We start from the raw sequence: 17,180 nt of genomic DNA on the forward strand, positions 1-17,180 counted from the left end.
GCACTTCGCGCATTGGCTGCACCTGCCTTGCGACAGAGCCGCCGTGTGCGGCTCTGTGCGTTTATTGACCTACGCCGTGCGGCTGGATCCAGCCCAGCTTGATACCGATGATCACCAGGATGATCAGCGTCACGGACAGCGCAATGCGCCACGTGAGCGCCTTGACCGTCCGGTCGGTGGCGCCCTTGTCGACCATCATGTAGTACAGCCCGGCGCCGAGGTTGTAGAGGATCACGATCAGGAACGCGATGATGATTATCTTGCCGGCCATGGAATTCTCGAAGGCATGCGCAGGAGGCTTGGTCGTGAAGTATAGGCCGCAGCCACTGTGACCAGGCGCTGGCACCGCCCGTCCTGGTTTGCCCTGCTGCTATTCGCCGCAGGCCTTGCGCTCTTCCTGGCGCTGGCACGCTGGCAGTGGGCCCGGGCGGAGGAGAAGGAGGTCCTGCTGGCCGCCTACGCGGCGTCCGCCACGGCACCTACCCAGTCGTTGTCCCCCTCGACAGATGCATTGCCGGCCGAGGTGCTGCCCCGCGTCCGCGTCAACGGACGCTATCGAACCGACCGAGGGTACTGGCTCGTGGATCAGGTGCGTGACGGCAGGAACGGGCGTTACGCCATCGGCGTGTTCACGCCGAATGGCGAGGCGGCCGATCTACTGGTCAACCTTGGATGGGTGGCCAGCCCGGCGGGAGTGACGTTGCCTGCGTTTCCCAGCCTGCCGGCAGACGATCGGATCCTGGAAGGCATCTATGCACCGCCGCCGGGCGGTGGTCTGCGCATGGGGGGCGATGCGCTGCCGCGGCAGAAGTCCTGGCCGAAGGAAACCATTTTCCTGGACCAGGCGGCCATCGCGGCTGACCTGGGAAGTGCATTGCGTCCACGCCTGCTGTTGCTGGACGCCGAATCCGGTTCGCCGCTCAGGCGTGAGTGGACCCCGGCCATCATTCCGCCGTCACGCCACCGCGGGTATGCCTTTCAATGGTTGTCATTCGCCGTCGCGGCGGTGGTGATCTTCGTGGTGCTGCATTGGCGAAAAGATCAAAAAGGACATCGCACATGAATCCACAACGTCGCAAACGCCTGCAATTGATCGCGGTGATGCTGATCTTCCTGGCGCCGATGGTGGTGGCCTTCACCCTGCACCTGCTGGACTGGCAGCCGGGTCAGACACGAAATTTCGGAAAGCTGGTGCAACCGCCCGTGGATATCGCCGACGACCCGGCCACGGTGACGGGCGGGCAGCCCTATGCGTGGAAGGACATCGAGTACCGCTGGACACTGGTGCTGATCGCCGGACCCGGCTGTGCGAAGAATTGCCAGGCGCGTCTGGGCGAAGCGGAGAAACTGTGGTCCGTGATGACTCAGAAGGCGCGGCGTCTGCGCTTGGCCGCGATCCAGTTTCCATCAGATCTGCGTCCAGCCGACGCCAAGACCCGCATCCAGTTCGTCGACAGCAAGGCACAAGCGCTGCTGGGGCTGGCACCTGCGCAGCTGGACAGTGTGGTCGCGGCGATTGTCGATCCCGCTGGCAAGCTGATGCTTCACTATGACGCCAACTATGACGCCGCTGCCGTGCGGCAAGACCTGTCCAAGCTGATCCGTTGATATGAGCGCTTCCTCCGTGCTGGTTCGCCGTCTGTCGTGGTTCGCCGTTGCGTTCGCGCTGCTGGTGATCGTGTTCGGCGCCTTCGTGCGTCTTTCCAATGCGGGTCTGTCGTGCCCGGACTGGCCGACCTGCTACGGCAAGATCACCTGGCCCAAGCACGAGGCCGAGATCAGCACGGCGAATGAGGCCTTTCCGGAACGGCCAGTGGAATCGCACAAAGCCTGGCGCGAGCAGGTGCACCGCTTCCTCGCCGGCTTCCTGGTGCTGCTTACCTTTACCCTGGCCGCGCTGTCGTTCCGCCGACGGACGCAGCTGGGGACCGAATCGCGTGTGCTGCTGGTTACCGCCGCGGTCATCGTGTTCCAGGCACTGCTGGGCATGTGGACGGTGACCTGGAAGCTCAAGCCAATCGTGGTGATGGCGCACCTCGTCGGTGGCATGCTGACATTTTCCCTTCTCGCTTTTGTCGCGTTGCGACTGACCCTGGGCGCGAGCGGAACCGACGAAACCGCCAAACTGCGACGAATGGTGATCGTCGGCATCGCGCTGGTCGCCATCCAGATCGCGCTGGGTGGCTGGACCAGCGCCAACTACTCGGCCCTGGCCTGCGGCATGGATTTCCCGACCTGCGCCGGAAAGTGGTGGCCTGCGACCGACTTCCGCGAGGCCTTCGTGCTGTGGCGTGGAATTGGCGTGAACTACGAAGGCGGTGTGCTTGACGCGGATGCGCGCACGGCGATCCAGCTCGTCCACCGCATCGGTGCCGTAGTCGTCACGGGCCACCTCATCGGCGTGATCATGGTTGCGTTCCGCCGCCGACTTGGCGCGTGGGGGCTCGCGCTGCTCGCCGCGCTCGCGGTGCAGATTGTCCTGGGTATCAGCAACGTCAAGCTGGGTCTGCCGCTACCGGTGGCCACCGCGCACAACGGCGTGGCGGCGGTACTGCTGTTCGTGTTGCTCGGGATGATGGTGCGGCTGCGCAGGTCAGCCTAGCTCGGCCATCCGCGGAATGAGGGGTGGCACCGAATTGGTGGGTGGCACCGAATTGATGGGTGGCACCGAATTGGTGGGCGGCACCGAATTGGCGGGTGGGCACCGAATTGGTGGGTGGCACCGAATTGGTGGGTGGCACCGAATTGGTGGGTGGCACCGAATTGATGGGTGGCACCGAATTGGTGGGCGGCACCGAATTGGTGGGTGGCACCGAATTGGCGGGTGGGCACCGAATTGGTGGGTGGGCACCGAATTGGTGGGTGGCACCGAATTGGTGGGTGGCACCGAATTGGTGGGTGCCACCGAATTGGTGGGTGGCACCGAATTGGTGGGTGGCACCGAATTGGTGGGTGGCACCGAATTGGTGGGTGGCACCGAATTGGTGGGTGGCACCGAATTGATGGGTGGCACCGAATTGATGGGTGGCACCGAATTGATGGGTGGCACCGAATTGATGCCCGCGTACCGCGGTGGCTGTTGGTGCTGGTGCGCCGGTGCGCAGTGCAAAGCAATGGAACCAATCCGGAAGTCGGGACTCACGGTCGTGGCGGAGGTACCGGCATCGGATTTTCCCGCATGAAGGCCGCGGTCGTTTCGCCCAGCGAACGGCACCAGGCCTCAGGCCCTTCGCACAGTACCGCGTACCAATTTCGTGCGACGTTGCCTTGCCTTGCCGCGCGCATTCTGACGATGGCGTTGCCCGGATAGTGCGGCGCTTCGTAGGAGACCCAGACTCGACCGTCACCGCCCTGCAGCGTGAAGAACTTCACGTCCTTCGAGCGTGAGAAATCGGCATTCACGTCTGATCGTGCCCGCAACGCGGCGGCACCCTCTTTTGCGGTGGCGAACTCCATGGGCTCCTTGTCGGCCAGCACTTCGACATCCTGATCGCGTGCGGCTGTCGGTGGCGGATCACCAGCGTCTGTGGGCGATGGGGCCGGCCCAGAGCCAGCCATTTCATCTGGTCCATACCTGAAGGGAATCAAGGCCCAGGATTCCTGTGGCTTGCCATCGCAGTGCGTGGGTACGAATCGCCACATGTTCGCTGCTTCGACGGACGCGGCGTCCAACTGTTCATAGCCGCTGGATACCTCCACCTGGATTTCCCTGGGTTTGCCATCCGTATCGACCAGCACACGGAGCACCGTCGTGCCGCTGACCGGTTTCGCTTTCAGCGCTTCCGGGTACTTCGGTGGTTTCGCTTCGGTGTACCGAAGTTGCGTGCAGGATTCCGCCTTGGCAGGGACAACGATGACACTCGCGAGTGCAAGCGCGGCAAGAAAGTACTGCATGGGGAAAGAATCCGGCGAGGTCCAATCAGGAATCGTTGCGCAATCGGGGCCGCGCATCAATGCCATGACACGTCAGATGCCGACGCTCGAAGTCGTCCGCGCATAATCGAAACGGTCCAAATGATGGGTGGCACCAAATTGAAACGGTCCAAATGATGGGTGGCACCAAATTGGATGGGTGGCAACAAACTGGATGGGTGGCACCAAACGCACCAAACGCGCACCAAACCTGATTCTGTGCGCGCCGCAGTGCCCTGCGGCACTGCGGCGCCTGCTTGGTGCACTCAGTGCTGGTGGCGGCGATTACCCTTCGGGCAGTGGCAGGGCGCCGTCGGGCCGTATTCCATGCCGAAGGTGCGGCCGTCGCGGTGGCGCTGCCAGTAGAACGTCGGTGCCGGGCGTTGCTTGCCGCCGACTTCGGCCATGTCGGCGTCGACGTCGAACAGGCGGCCGTTCACCATCACGTAGCGCGTGTCGACTGTGGCCTGGATGTTTTCCAGCGGGTTGGTGTTGAGCACGACGAGGTCAGCGCGCTTGCCGGGGGTGAGCGAGCCGAGTTCCTTTGACATGCCGAGCATGTCGGCGCCGTCGAACGTCGCGGCGCGCAGGGCTTCGTGGTTGCTGAAGCCGCCCTGGGTCAGCATCCAGATTTCCCAGTGCGGCGCCAGGCCTTGCAGCTGGCCGTGCCCGCCGATCTGGATGCGGATACCGTTGTCGCGCAGGTGCTTGGTCGCCTTGGCGACTTCGATGTGATGATAGTCCCATTCCGGTGCCGTTTCGCGGCGTACCGAGCGTTCCTCCAGCGTCTCGCGCGGGAAGAAGCGCTTGAGCTTCTTGTCTTCCCAGATATTGCTGCGGGCATACCACCAGTATTCGCCCGAGAGGCCGCCATAAGTCACCACCAGGGTGGGCGTATTGCGCACGTCGGTCTGCTTCCACAGGTTTACGACATCGCCGTACAGCGGCGCGACGGGGATGTTGTGCTCGATGCTGGTCGCGCCGTCGAGAATCATCGGCAGGTTGTGGTTGAAGGTCGAACCGCCTTCCTCGACAACCAGCATGCCAAGCTCGCGTGCGGCCTGGTTGATCTGCTGATGCTGTTCGCGGCGAGGCTGGTTGTAGCTCTTCACGCTGAATGCGCCGTTCGCCTTCATGCGTCGCAGGTGGGCGCGCGCGTCGTCCAGCGAATTGACCACGGCCTTGAAGTCGCCATCGGCGCCATAAAGGATGGTGCCGGTGGAAAACACCCGCGGACCAACCAGGTCTCCGCTCTTCACCAGTTCCGCCTGGGAAAATACGGTTTCCGTCGTCGCGGAAGGGTCGTGCATCGTGGTGATGCCGAAGGCAAGGTTGCTGTAATACGCCCAGTTCGCCTGCGGCACGACGCCCGTGCTGAAGTGATTGGCATGCGCATGGACGTCCACATAGCCCGGCACGATCGTCTTGCCGCTGGCGTCGACCACGCGCGCATTGGATGGAACGGCAATATTGCGCCCCAGTGCCTTGATCGTGTCACCCTCGACGACGAGCGTACCGTCCTCGATCACCTCCTCGCCGTTCATCGTGACGAGGCGGGCATGGGTGAAGGCGACCACCTCCGTCGGCTTGTCGACGGCTGTCGTCAACCCGAGATCAATGCCCTTGAGCGATTCAGGCTTGGGCAGCGTGGCCGGCGCGCCCGGCACGAACGCGAAAGCGTCTTTCAGTTCGCGGGTGAAATAGCGGTTGCCGACCATCCAGTGCAGGCTGCGGCTGTCGCCACCCCAGTGCAGGTAGGAGCCGACGTCGGCGGAAACCTTGGTCACCGGAATGGCCGAGGAGTCCTTGTTCAGCTCGATCACGCCGCCGGTCTGCGGCATGGGCGTGACGTAGGCATTGAACAATTCAGTGAAGGCGACCCACCGGCCATCGGGACTGATCGACACGGAATCGACGTATTTGAGGTCAAAAATCTCGCGCGGCTCCTCACCATTGAGGCCGACGCTGGAGATCTTCTTCTTCAGATCGCCGCCGGTCAGGAAGATCACGCGCTTGCTGTCGCCGGAAAAGCGCGTCTCGACGCCTTCCTTGGCCACGCGCACCGGCTTTCCGCTGTCGATCGCCATGACGTAGACGCCGGTCTCGCCGCTGTTGAGCGAGCCTGTCAGCGAGCTGCCGGATTGCTTGGACCACACAACGTACTTGCCGTCTGGCGAGAAGGCCGGCGAATAGTAGAAACCCGGTGCGCTCGTGAGCGTCCGTTCACTGCCCGAGCGCAGGTCGCGCTCGACGATGGCGCCCTGCTTTTCGTCAGACCAGGTCGTATAGAGCAACTTCGAACCGTCGGCGTTGAAGCGCGGCTGGTATTCGAAGATGTCATTGCGCGTCGCAAGGCGCTGCGGTTTGCCGTCCGGCAAGGATTTGGTCCACAGATGCCCCAGCGCGTGGAAGACCACCGTCCTGCCGTCGGGACTCGTAGCGACGTCGCGGATCATCCGGGGTGCGAAGTGGTCACGGTCGAGCGGTTGTTCGAAGCGAAGCGGGGCGGCCACCGTCTGGTCCACTGCCGCAGAGAACGGAATGGCCGCCGGCTTGCCGCTCGCCGCGTCCACGCGCCACAGCTTGCCCTGGGCCCAGATGACGATGCTGCGCGAATCCGGCGTCCAGGCGAAGTTGGCATAGGGTCCGAAGATGGCCCAGGCTTCCTGCATGTCGTGGGAGAGGCCGTCCCAGAGTGGCGTCACTTCATTGGTGGAAAGGTCTACCTTGTGTAGAACGGATTTTTCCCGCACGCGTTTGACGAAGGCGAGCGACTTGCCGTCTGGCGAGGGCTGCGGTCGCACCGCGCCGCCCGGGGAGGAAACGACGTCGACGATATCGCCGGTCTGGCGATCCAGCCGCTTGATGGCGTAGATCGTGCCGTGCGGGTTCTTGTTGTACTGGAACGAGGGGCCCGGCGAGACATCTTCCGAGAAATACACATAACGCCCGTCCGGACTGACTGCCGGTTCGCCCAGGTCCTGCTGGTCATTCTTCTTCTTGGTCAGCTGCAGACCTTCGCCACCGGCGGTGTGGTACAGCCACAGCTCACCGGCACCGAGCGAACGTTCGGAGCTGAAATGCTTGCGGCCGATCAGGTACTGGCCGTCGGGGGTCCAGACCGGATTGTTGAGGAGACGGAAGTTCTCCTTGGTCACCTGCTTGGCGTTGCTGCCGTCGGTGCGGATGCGCCACAGGTTGTTGCCGCCGGCGCGATCGGACGTGAAGGCGATCTCCTTGCCGTCGGGCGAGAAGCGCGGCTGCACATCCCAGGAGGCGCCGCTGGTGACGCGCTTGGCCGTGCCGCCTTCTATCGGCAGGAGATACAGGTCGCCCAGCAGCTGGAACACGATCTGGCGGCCGTCGGGACAGACGTCCAGATCCATCCAGGTACCTTCGTCGGTGGTGAACTTCACGGACTTGGTCGCGCCGTGCGGGGCGTTCACGTTCCACTCCGGCGCCTTCTTTTCCTTGTCGGCGGCCAGGGCGGGTACGGCGAGAATCAGGCCCAGCGCGAGGGCCAACGGACGGTGCGTCATGCGTGTCTCCCCATCGAAAATGCGGTCGATGCTAGGACACGGCGCGCGCCGCCGGCTTGGGCTGGAAGTCCCGGGTGGTTATGACTTTTCCGGCCGATTCCGCGGCGAGGGCCCGGCCACGGACGGTGGACGGGCGCCTGGCTGCGTCGGCGGCAGGATCAGGCGGGTTGCACGTCGTGCAGCTTCCACACCCGGCCGGCCAGGAGATTCATGCGGTGCTTCACCACGGCGTGGGGCAGGCTGGTCACCACTTCCATCTCGGTGTGGAGGTCAGACTGTTCTGCGCTGACATGGGCGGCGGGATCGCTGGCCCCCAGGGCCGGATCGACTGCATCCGGGTCGGGTTGCAAGGCCCGCCAGCGCTCCCAGAGCTGGGGTGCGCGCAGGGCGGCCTGCAGGGCGGCGGCGAAGCTATCGGGGCTGATGCCGTCGAAGGACAGCTCGGCGAACTCGCCGCGGGCCTGGGACAGATCGCCAATGCTCAGGAAGAAGCGTTGCGGGCGTGCAGCCATGGGAGACTCCGGTGTCCAGCCTGGCGATAGTCTAGCGCGCGCGAGTGGGGACGGCGTGACGACGGGCGGGTCGGACCTTGCTTCCCGCCCGGCGCGGCAGCGGCCAGCCGCGGCCCCGTCGACGGCCGTCGCCGTCGATGGGGTGGCATGCTATCAGGCAGATAGCGTCCGTCGCGCCGGTGGTGATGCCGTCACGCGTGTTGCGCCCCGATACCGGCGGCAGCGTCTTCTCCGGCGATGGCGCGGTGCGTACGCGCCAGCAGTGTGTACACCGCGGGCACGACGAACAGCGTCAGCAAGGTGCCGAAGCTCATGCCGCCGACGATGACCCAGCCGATCTGGTGGCGGGCTTCGGCACCCGCGCCCGAGGCAATTGCCAGGGGCAGCGCGCCGAGCACCATTGCACCGGTGGTCATCAGAATGGGGCGCAGGCGCAATCGGGCCGCCTCAAACGCCGCGTCTCGCTTGCTTCGTCCGTGCGCCTGCAACTGGTTGGCAAATTCCACAATCATGATGCCGTGCTTGGCGATCAGGCCGATCAGCGTGATCAGGCCGATCTGGGTGTAGATGTTCCACGATCCGGCCATGTCAGTGAGGCCCCACTTTGCAAACATGTTCACCAGGACCAGGCAGCACAATCCACCGAAGGCCGCCAGCGGCACCGAGATCAGGATGATGATGGGGTCGATCCAGCTTTCGAACTGGGCGGCAAGCACGAGGTAGATGAAGGCGAGCGCCAGCAGCAGCATCACCACGAAGGCGCTGGACGACTCGCGGAATTCGCGCGACTGGCCGGAGAAGTCGTACTGCGAATCCGGCGCCACGCGCTTGACGGCGTCGGCCAGCCAGTCCAGTGCTTCACCCATGCTGTAGCCGGGCGCCAGGCCCGCGCTGATGGTGGCCGAGCGCAGGCGGTTGAAGTGGTTGAGCTCCTTGGCGGCCACTGACTCCTGGGCCTGCACCAGGTTGGCCATCTGCACCATGCCGCCATTGGCGCCGCGCACGTAGATGGCGGAAAGCTGGTCGGGTACGCGGCGGCCTTCGTTGTCGACCTGGACGATCACGTCATATTGCTCCGAGCCGCGCTTGAAACGCGTCACCTGCCGGCCACCGAGCAGGCTTTCGAGCGTGCGGCCCACGTCCTCGACCTTCGCACCGACGGCGGCCACCTTGTCGCGGTCCATATCCACGCGCAGCTGTGGCTTGTTGAGCTTGAGGTCGGAATCAGCGTTGGTCAGGCTGGGATTCTTGCGGATCTCGGCCAGCAGTGAGTTACTGATCTTGTCGAGGTCCTCCCAGCTGCCAGTGGTCTGCACGACGAAGGACACGGGCTGGCCGAAGTCATCCGCACCCAGCGCCGGTGGCAGCACCGGAAACGCCATGATGCCGGTGATGCCCATGAACTGCGGGAACAGCATGCCCTGGAGCGCGGCTGCGTTCATGGGGCGCTGGGACCAGTCCACCAGGCCGACGAAGCCGATGGTCTGGGTCACCGAGGGGAAGCCGACGATCTGGAAGTAGCGGTCGACGCCGGGCGATTTGGCAAACGCCGCTTCCATCTGCTTGGCGTAGGAGTCGGTGTAATCGGGCGTGGCGCCCTCGGGCGCCATGCCGAAACCGATCACGAAGCCCTGGTCTTCCTGGGGCGACAGCTCGCTCGGCAGCGCCTTGAAGGCGAACAGGCTGACGAGACCTGCCAGCACGATGCCGGCGAAGCCATAGACCACCAGCCGATGGCGCATGCTCCAGCCCAGCGTGCGTTCGTAGCCACTCTGCACGCCGCGCAATACGCGCTCGCCCAGCTGAAACGCCTTGCCGTGGGACGTGGTGTGCCGCAGCAGGCGCGAACACATCATCGGCGACAGGGTAAGGGCGGTGAAGCCGGAGACGAGCACCGCGCCAGCCAGGGTGAGGGCGAACTCGATGAACAGGCGGCCGGTGCGGCCGGTGGAGAACGCCAATGGCACGTAGACGGCAGCGAGCGTCAGGGTCATGGCGACGATGGCGAAGCCGATCTCCTTGGAGCCGCGCAGGGCGGCTTCCATGGGCGGCATGCCTTCCTCGATATGCCGGTAGATGTTCTCCAGCATCACGATGGCGTCGTCCACGACCAGGCCGATGGCCAGCACGATCGCCAGCAGGGTGAGAGTGTTGATCGAGAACCCGAACGCATACATCAGCGCGAACGCGCCGACCAGCGAGACCGGAATCGTGACGATCGGGATCAGCGTCGCGCGGACCGAACGCAGGAACAGGAAGATCACCAGCACGACGAGCAGGATGGCCTCGCCGATCGTCCAGTAGACCTCGCTGATCGAGTGCTCGATGAAGATCGTCGAGTCGTGGGCGATCTCGACGGTGAGGCCTTCGGGCAGCGTGCGCTGGATCTCCGGCAGCAACTTGTGCAGGCCCGCGGAAATGGCGAGCGGATTGGCCGTGGCCTGCTTGACCACGCCCAGGGGCACCGCATTGCGACCGTTGAAACGGGCGCGGAAACGCGCCTGGTCCGCGCCCTGTTCGACCCGGGCGACATCACGGATGCGAACGGCGTAGCCATCGGCACCTGTGCGCAGCACGACCGCGCCGAATTCCTCGGGTGTCTTCAGGTCGGTTTCCGATAGCACGGTGAATTCACGCTGGGTGCTTTCGATGCGGCCGGCGGGAATCTCCACGTTTTGTGCGCGCAGCGCGTCTTCGACGTCGGCGGGTGTCAAGGAATAGGCGGCCAGGCGAGCCGGATCGAGCCACACGCGCATCGCGAACTTGTTGCCATAGACCTGGGCCTGTGCCACGCCGGCGATGTTCTGCACGCGGTCCTTGACGAGGCGCTCGGCGTAGTCGGCGATTTCCAGTTCCGAATGGCGATCGGACGAGAACGCCAGGTAGATGATCGGTTGGGCGTCCGCTTCCTGCTTCTGCACGACCGGCTCACGCACTTCGCGTGGCAGGAAGTCGCGAGCCAGGGCGACGCGGTCGCGCACGTCGGAAGCGGCGGCGTCGGGATCGCGGTCGAGGCGGAAGCGCACGGTGATCTGCGAGGATTCCTCGCGCGACACCGAGCGGATGTAGTCGATGCCTTCAATGCCCGACAACTGCTCTTCGATCGGCGTGGTCACCTGCGACTCGATCACCTGGGCGCTCGCGCCCGGGTAGGTCGTCGCGACGTTGACCACGGGCGTGTCGACCTTCGGGATCAGGCGCACGGCCAGGCGTTCGTAGCAGATCAGGCCGACCAGCAGGATCACCAGGTTCACCACCGTGGCGAAGACCGGGCGGCGGATGGAGATGTCGGAGAGAATCATGGGTTCTCCTCAACGCGCCGGCGTACCGGCACTGCCACCCGGCGACTGGGCGGCGGCCGCTGCCGGCGCGGTCTGCGCCTGGGCCTGTACCGGTGCGCCGGGATGGATCTTCATCTGACCGGCGCTGATCACCATGTCCTGGGCAGTCACGCCTTTGACGATCTCGACGAAACCCGGCTTGCGCAGGCCGGTCGTCACTTCGACCAGTTCTGCCTTGCCGTCCTTGATGATGTATACGAATTGCTTTCCGCCCTGCGGCCACAGGGACTGCTCGGGGACGAGCAGGGCATTCTGCCGATTGCCGACTTCCAGCGTGACGCGCCCGAACTGGCCCGGATGCAATGCGCCGTCGGTGTTCGCAACACGGGCGCGCAAGGTGACCGAGCGCGTGGCAAGGTCGACCTGGGGGGCGACCGCGTAGACCGTACCCTCGAAGCGGCGGGCGCCGCCCGCATCGACCTGGATAGTGATCTTCTGGCCCGGCTGAAACCGGCCCAGGTATACCTCGGGCAGGCTGAAATCGAGTTTGAGCGAATCGGTGGCAACCAGGTCCACCAGCGCGTCGCCGGCCTTGACGTACTCGCCCGGGCTGACCAGGCGCAGTCCGACCGTGCCGGAAAACGGCGCGCGGATCTCGGTCTTGTCCAGGCGGGTGCGGCTGGACGCGAGCTTCGCCTCATCCACCTTCGCCTGAGCCCGCTTGTTGTCGACATCGGCCGGCGCCATCAGCTTGCGCCCGGCCATTTCGGTCGCACGCTTGAGCTCGCGTTCGCTGTTGGAGGCCATGGCCTGTGCCTCGGCCATGTCGGCGCGAGCCAGACTACCGTCGAGACGGAACAGCGGCTGGCCCTTGCTGACCTTCTGGCCCTCGTCGAACAGGATCGATTCCACCAGTCCCGCCACCTCCGGCCGCAAGGTCACGGCCTCATCCGCACGCAGCGTACCGACGGCACTGAGCGACTCGGCGACCGACTCGACCTTGGGCGGCGCTGCCTCCACTGCCGTGGGCGGCATGCCACCCGGCGGGCCCTGGGTAAACGCGGGCAGCGATACCGCGATGCCGGCGGCAAGCAGTCCGGCTCGAAACAGGTGGGCGCGGGCGGGAGGGGGGTACGCGTCATAGGGGCTCCATCGGGCGTAGCTGGCGTGGCGGAGGTCGCGCGTCGACAGGCTGGCCAAGTTTTCCAGTAGTAACGGGGATTCTAGCGCCGCGGACGTGCCATTAGTCGTGCGCCGGCGGCACCGCCACGGCAGTGCACGATGGGTGTAAAAACAGCGACGTTGGTCGAATGGCGGCTTGCCGGCAGGCGTCATGTGCCGGTGGCATCGATAAGGATAGAAATCCCAGTCTGCGGTTTTTTTGTCAGTTGTCGGCGCTCGGGCGTGCCGATCCGGCAATTCAACGGCCGGCAATTTCCCGCGCCATCCAGTGACGCGCGATGGGGGCCAGGGCATCGGCAACGGATGCGGCCGGGCCGTGTCCAACCGTGCCCAGCAGCGGTGCGGGCAACCGTTGTTGCAGAGTATCCAAGTTCTCTTCTGCAAAAGGCATCGTCGCGTCGACGCGGTTGGCGATCCAGCCGACCAGCTCGCAGCCATCCGCGACGATGGCGCGCGCGGTCAGCAGGGCGTGGTTGAGGCAACCCAGGCGCAGGCCGACGACGAGCACGACCGGCAGGCCCAGCCGCAGGGGGATGTGCGCCTGCATGAGGCTGTCGGACAGCGGCACGCACCAGCCGCCCACGCCCTCCACGACGATGTGGTCGGCCTGGACCGACAACGCCCGGTACGCCGCTTCGATCGGATCGAGCGTCAGGGTGACCGCCGCCTGCCGTGCCGCCAGGTGCGGTGCAATCGCCTCGCGCAGGGCGAAGGGATTGACATGCTCATAGGCGGGCATGGGCCGGCTGGCCTGTCGCAGGGCCAGTGCGTCGTCGTTGACCAGCCGACCGGCGTCATCGGTGCAACCGCTGGCGACCGGCTTCATGCCAGCGGCGTGCGCACCGCAGGCCACAAGGGCGGCCACCAGTCCGGCGCTGACATGCGTCTTGCCGATGCCCGTGTCGGTACCGGTGACGAACAGGCCCTGGGCGGAAAGGCCGGTCGGAATGGGGCGGGCTGGCATGCGTTGGCGTGGGGATCCGGGCGGCAAGAGGCCGATTATGACGCGGACGGGTCTGCCCCGACATTCCACGGGGAACTGGCGCGCACGCCGGGCCAGCAGATGCCGCCTTCGGTCGGATTCCCGCAGCGGGGCCTGGCCTTCAAGGCACACAGCGACACATACACCCGGAGTTCGTAGCCCGCTGTCGTTTACACTAGCTGTTCGTCCGAGGGAAACCACCATGTTTGACGCTGCGCCGATCACGGCGACCACCAAGGCGGAGCTCTACCTCGCCCTGGCCGAACAGATGCAGGGCCTGCTCCACGGCGAACACGACCGTGTCGCCAATGCGGCCAACTTCTCAGCGCTCGTGTTCAACAGCCTGCCCGGCCTGAACTGGAGCGGTTTTTACTTCTTCGATGGCCAGGAACTGGTCGTCGGCCCGTTCCAGGGCAAGCCTGCCTGCGTCCGCATCCCCCTGGGCAAGGGTGTCTGCGGTACGGCCGCGGCAACGCGGCAGACCCAGGTGGTACCCGATGTGCATGCCTTTCCGGGGCATATCGCCTGCGATGCGGCATCACGCTCGGAAATTGTCGTCCCGCTGTATCGCGGCGAGCGTCTGGTCGGCGTGTGGGACGTCGACAGTCCCTTGCCGGAGCGTTTCGACGAAGAAGACCGCATCGGCATGGAACGGCTGTGCGACGTCTTCCTGGCATCCCTCGCGGACGCCTGAGCCGTCCTGTCTTTCGATAGCGATTTACCGGAGCACCATGGCCAGTACTGACAAGATCCGTAACGTTGGTCCGAAATCCGCCGCCTGGTTGCGCCAGGTCGGTGTGCGCACGCTCGAGGACCTGCGTCGTGTCGGCCCGATCGAAGCCTTCATGAAAGTGAAGCGCGCCGGTTTCCGTCCCAGTCTCAACCTGCTCTATGCCATGCAGGGTGCGCTGGATGATTGCCACTGGGCGGACTTGCCCGAAGCCACCAAGCAGGGCCTGGTGACGGCGGCCGAAGCCGCCGAGACGGCAAACCCGATCAAGAACCGCTGGGACAAGGCTGCCGCGCGTTCGGCGCAGCGCGACGGATCGGGCGTCGAGAGCGGCGGCGAAGACAGCCCGGCGCGCGAGGAAAGCGACGGTTTTGGTGACGGCGACAGCGGCGTGCGCGAGATCACCGGAACCTCCCGCGACTTTGATTGATCCGGACCGGTGCGGGTCGTGGTGACACGCACCGGTCCGTCCGGTCGCTCAGCCGGGGCGCCGGTGTGGTTTCAGGCGTTGCTGCGCTCGCGCACCTGCGCGAAGGTCCAGTCCTGTACGAGCGCGCCGTCCTCCCAGACGGTGACCATGGCGTGTTCCCAGCCCGGCTCGGGCAGGTAATCCTCCACGCGCGCCAGCGCGTCGGGCACCGCAACGGTGCGGTAGCTGCCAAATTCCCGGTGGTGCAGCAGCACCAGTCGGCCCCGCTTGGACAACTTGCCCGGATCGGTCACGGGCGCCTTGAACACATCCAGCCAGGCGCCGTCGATACGCGCGGCCGAACACTTCAGCGCGAACTTCTGCGTGTCGCGGTTGATGCCCTGGAGCAGGGCGCCGCCCATGCCGAAGGCGACGTTCTCGGCGCTGTAGCCGGCCTTGGTGATGCGCTCGAGGATCGCGCGGATGCTGTTGGGATTGATGCCGTCGCCCTGGATCAGCCGCACGTGCTGCAGTACGCGGTACCCCTTGGCGTTGACGGTATGGCCGAAGGCTTCATCCAGCAGCCCCAGGCACTGGTGAACGACATCGACCGGCTCGCCCGAATCGGGCCGCACCACCACGGTGGCGCCGCTGCGGATGACTTCCTCGCGCAGGGTGGTGCCCCAGTGTTCGCGGATCGCCTTGAAGATGTCGTAGCTGTCTGACACGACCGCCACCAGTCCGCCGGGCTTGGCGAACTGGCGCAGCATGTTGCGGTAGGCATCGACCTCGCGTTCCCGGCCCCAGCTGGTGATGGTCGAATGTTCGGCGGCCGGAATCGAATAGCCGGCCATGGCTTCGCCATAGTAGGCGCGCGCCGTCAGCACGCCCGATACCGTATCCGTACCCATGAAGTTGACCAGGTGCGCTGCGCCGCCAAGTCCCGCGGATTCGGCGCTGGATACGCCACGTGCGCCGAAATCGTGCAGCTTGAAGGCGATCTGGCCGGCCGGATCATCGCTGGAAAGATCCAGATACTGGCGGATCAGCTGCTTGAGGTGCCAGCTCTGCGTGGCCACCGTCACTGGGTACCACAAGCGTAGCAGCAGCGTTTCCAGGTAGCTGGGCAGCCAGCAGCACTGCGCGTCGGTCGACTCGATCGTCACCAGGGCGTGGTGGGTGGGGACGACGGTGCCTTCCGGCACTGCGCGAATGCGCAGCGGCAGGCGCCCGTTGAACCGATCGACGATGTGGCGCCAGCCGCTCTCGTTGAAGGGCTCGCCGTGGGCGGCGTAGAAATCGCGCGCCTCGTCGACCATTGCGTGGGTAATCGGGGTTGCCAGGTATTCCTTGAGGATGGCCTGCAGTCCGAAGAACACGGTGCGCTCGTACAGTCCGCCGCGCGATTCGACGTAAAAGTAGGTCGCGTCGGTGCCCGGCGGGTACTGCAGCCAGTGGCTGGCCTTGTAGCTGTCGGTGTTGAGGATGAGGTTCTGGAGGTGGCGCATACGGAAACTCCTTCCGCAGAGGGGGCAGAGCCGGTCTATCCGGATCCGGCGCGGCAATGCGGCCGCGCGTCGCGGGGTTCCTCAGGCGACGCCGAGGAAGTGTTGCACGATATGGTAGTGGTCTTCGAAGAACTGCTCTTCGAGCGCCAGTGCCTCGGCAATGGGCATCCATCCGGCCTTGTCCGCATCGTCGCTGCCGCGTACCGGCGGCAGGTCGCCCGAGGCGAACTCGAAGTGGAAGGCGTGGGTGATGGTGCGGCCGCGGGTGGAGCGATCCGGGTGATCGAACACGCGCTGCGCCTTGAGCGATCCCTTGAGCACCGGCGCCGGAATCTTCAGCCGCGTTTCCTCGCGCAGTTCGCGCAGCGCGGCGTCGATCAGGTGTTCGTCCTGGCCCAGGAAGCCGCCGGGCAAGGCCCACAGGCCCTTGCCGGGTTCGGCACCGCGGCGCACCAGCAGGAGATGGCCCGAATACACCACGACCGCGTCCACGGTGACGAAGGTCGGCGGATAGGGGGCCGAATCCCAGGCCTTGCGATAGTTCTTGAGGAAAGTGAACTCGCGCGACAACTGGGCATAGCCGGGTGTACGCCGGAAGGCCTCGAGCATGGCGGCGACCGGCGGCGGCACATTGGCCTTGATCAGCAGCTGCCCGCCCTCGTCGGCGCTGAAGAGATGGTCGCGGATCTCGGTGGCTGACAGAACCTCGCAATGCTGAACATTGCACAATTCCCATTGTGGGAACTCGCGCAGGTAATAGCTGGAGGCGTCTTTGTCGCGGCCGACCAGGCCGACACGGGCGTCGGCCGCACCGCCGTCGTCGGCGATGGCCGCGGCGACCTGGCGCTGCACGAGGCTGATCCAGGCGGTTTCGTTGTACAGGTGATCCGAGAGCGGGCGAATCAGCAGGCGGTCCGCCTCGGCGCCGACGGCGGCGCGGATCATGACTTCGCGTTCGTTGGCGTTCCAGGGATTGCGTGTGGAGCGTGGCTTGCCGGCGGATCCGACGAGGATGATGACCTTGGCGGCCAGCCCCAGGGCATGCCGGACGACCGCGTGATGGCCGTTGTGGAACGGCTCGAACCGGCCGATGAAAACCAGGTAGTCAAAGCGCATGAGCACCCC

At 65.2% G+C, this 17,180-nt stretch carries 15 protein-coding genes; 6 read left to right on the forward strand and 9 right to left on the reverse strand.

Translation table 11 applies throughout. The features are described from left to right. Positions 1-61: 61 nt before the first annotated feature. The gene (locus N4264_RS03085; RefSeq protein ID WP_261695610.1) at positions 62-271 is read right to left on the reverse strand and encodes a twin transmembrane helix small protein; all 210 of its coding nucleotides are present in this window, start codon (positions 269-271) and stop codon (positions 62-64) included. A gap of 57 nt (positions 272-328) precedes the next feature. Between N4264_RS03085 and N4264_RS03090 the strand changes: the two genes are divergently transcribed. The 4 genes from N4264_RS03090 to N4264_RS03105 all read left to right on the forward strand — a co-directional run bounded on the left by N4264_RS03090 (position 329) and on the right by N4264_RS03105 (position 3,182). Further along, positions 329-1,063: an SURF1 family protein gene (locus tag N4264_RS03090; protein ID WP_261695611.1), complete on the forward strand. Its 735-nt coding sequence runs from the start codon at positions 329-331 to the stop codon at positions 1,061-1,063. Beyond that, positions 1,060-1,608: a redox-active disulfide-containing membrane protein gene (locus N4264_RS03095; RefSeq protein ID WP_261695612.1), complete on the forward strand. Its 549-nt coding sequence runs from the start codon at positions 1,060-1,062 to the stop codon at positions 1,606-1,608. The genes N4264_RS03090 and N4264_RS03095 overlap by 4 nt, the downstream gene beginning before the upstream one ends. A 1-nt stretch (position 1,609) precedes the next feature. Next, entirely contained in the window at positions 1,610-2,602 is a 993-nt protein-coding gene (locus N4264_RS03100; protein WP_261695613.1) for a COX15/CtaA family protein, read from the forward strand. 241 nt (positions 2,603-2,843) lie between these two features. Further along, a complete protein-coding gene (locus tag N4264_RS03105) occupies positions 2,844-3,182 on the forward strand; it encodes a hypothetical protein (protein WP_261695614.1) in 339 nt (112 codons plus the stop codon). Here N4264_RS03105 and N4264_RS03110 read toward each other — a convergent pair. The 6 genes from N4264_RS03110 to bioD all read right to left on the reverse strand — a co-directional run bounded on the left by N4264_RS03110 (position 3,139) and on the right by bioD (position 13,390). Beyond that, on the reverse strand, positions 3,139-3,894 hold the full coding sequence (locus N4264_RS03110) for an energy transducer TonB (RefSeq protein WP_261695615.1): 756 nt from the start codon (positions 3,892-3,894) through the stop codon (positions 3,139-3,141). The genes N4264_RS03105 and N4264_RS03110 overlap by 44 nt on opposite strands. A 284-nt stretch (positions 3,895-4,178) precedes the next feature. Then, on the reverse strand, positions 4,179-7,451 hold the full coding sequence (locus tag N4264_RS03115) for an amidohydrolase family protein (RefSeq protein WP_261695616.1): 3,273 nt from the start codon (positions 7,449-7,451) through the stop codon (positions 4,179-4,181). A 158-nt stretch (positions 7,452-7,609) separates the two neighbouring features. Further along, the gene (locus tag N4264_RS03120; protein ID WP_261695617.1) at positions 7,610-7,963 is read right to left on the reverse strand and encodes a hypothetical protein; all 354 of its coding nucleotides are present in this window, start codon (positions 7,961-7,963) and stop codon (positions 7,610-7,612) included. Positions 7,964-8,154: 191 nt separating this feature from the next. Further along, positions 8,155-11,265: an efflux RND transporter permease subunit gene (locus N4264_RS03125; protein WP_261695618.1), complete on the reverse strand. Its 3,111-nt coding sequence runs from the start codon at positions 11,263-11,265 to the stop codon at positions 8,155-8,157. 9 nt (positions 11,266-11,274) lie between these two features. Then, positions 11,275-12,444, reverse strand: a complete 1,170-nt coding sequence (locus tag N4264_RS03130; protein ID WP_261695619.1) for an efflux RND transporter periplasmic adaptor subunit — start codon at positions 12,442-12,444, stop codon at positions 11,275-11,277. 220 nt (positions 12,445-12,664) lie between these two features. After that, a complete protein-coding gene (bioD, locus tag N4264_RS03135; protein WP_261695620.1) occupies positions 12,665-13,390 on the reverse strand; it encodes a dethiobiotin synthase in 726 nt (241 codons plus the stop codon). Positions 13,391-13,610: 220 nt separating this feature from the next. On the opposite strand from bioD, the gene N4264_RS03140 reads away from it, so the two are divergent. Then, a complete protein-coding gene (locus N4264_RS03140; protein ID WP_261695621.1) occupies positions 13,611-14,102 on the forward strand; it encodes a free L-methionine (R)-S-oxide reductase MsrC in 492 nt (163 codons plus the stop codon). Positions 14,103-14,139: 37 nt separating this feature from the next. Continuing rightward, the gene (locus N4264_RS03145; RefSeq protein ID WP_261695622.1) at positions 14,140-14,568 is read left to right on the forward strand and encodes a TfoX/Sxy family protein; all 429 of its coding nucleotides are present in this window, start codon (positions 14,140-14,142) and stop codon (positions 14,566-14,568) included. A 71-nt stretch (positions 14,569-14,639) separates the two neighbouring features. Here the strand turns inward: N4264_RS03145 and N4264_RS03150 are convergent, their stop codons facing one another. Together N4264_RS03150 and N4264_RS03155 are read right to left on the reverse strand one after the other, a co-directional pair. Next, positions 14,640-16,055: a nicotinate phosphoribosyltransferase gene (locus N4264_RS03150; protein WP_261695623.1), complete on the reverse strand. Its 1,416-nt coding sequence runs from the start codon at positions 16,053-16,055 to the stop codon at positions 14,640-14,642. An 81-nt stretch (positions 16,056-16,136) separates the two neighbouring features. Then, entirely contained in the window at positions 16,137-17,171 is a 1,035-nt protein-coding gene (locus N4264_RS03155; protein WP_425508306.1) for a bifunctional nicotinamide-nucleotide adenylyltransferase/Nudix hydroxylase, read from the reverse strand. Positions 17,172-17,180 lie beyond the last annotated feature (9 nt).

The organism is Tahibacter amnicola, from assembly GCF_025398735.1.
Classification (GTDB): domain Bacteria; phylum Pseudomonadota; class Gammaproteobacteria; order Xanthomonadales; family Rhodanobacteraceae; genus Tahibacter; species Tahibacter amnicola.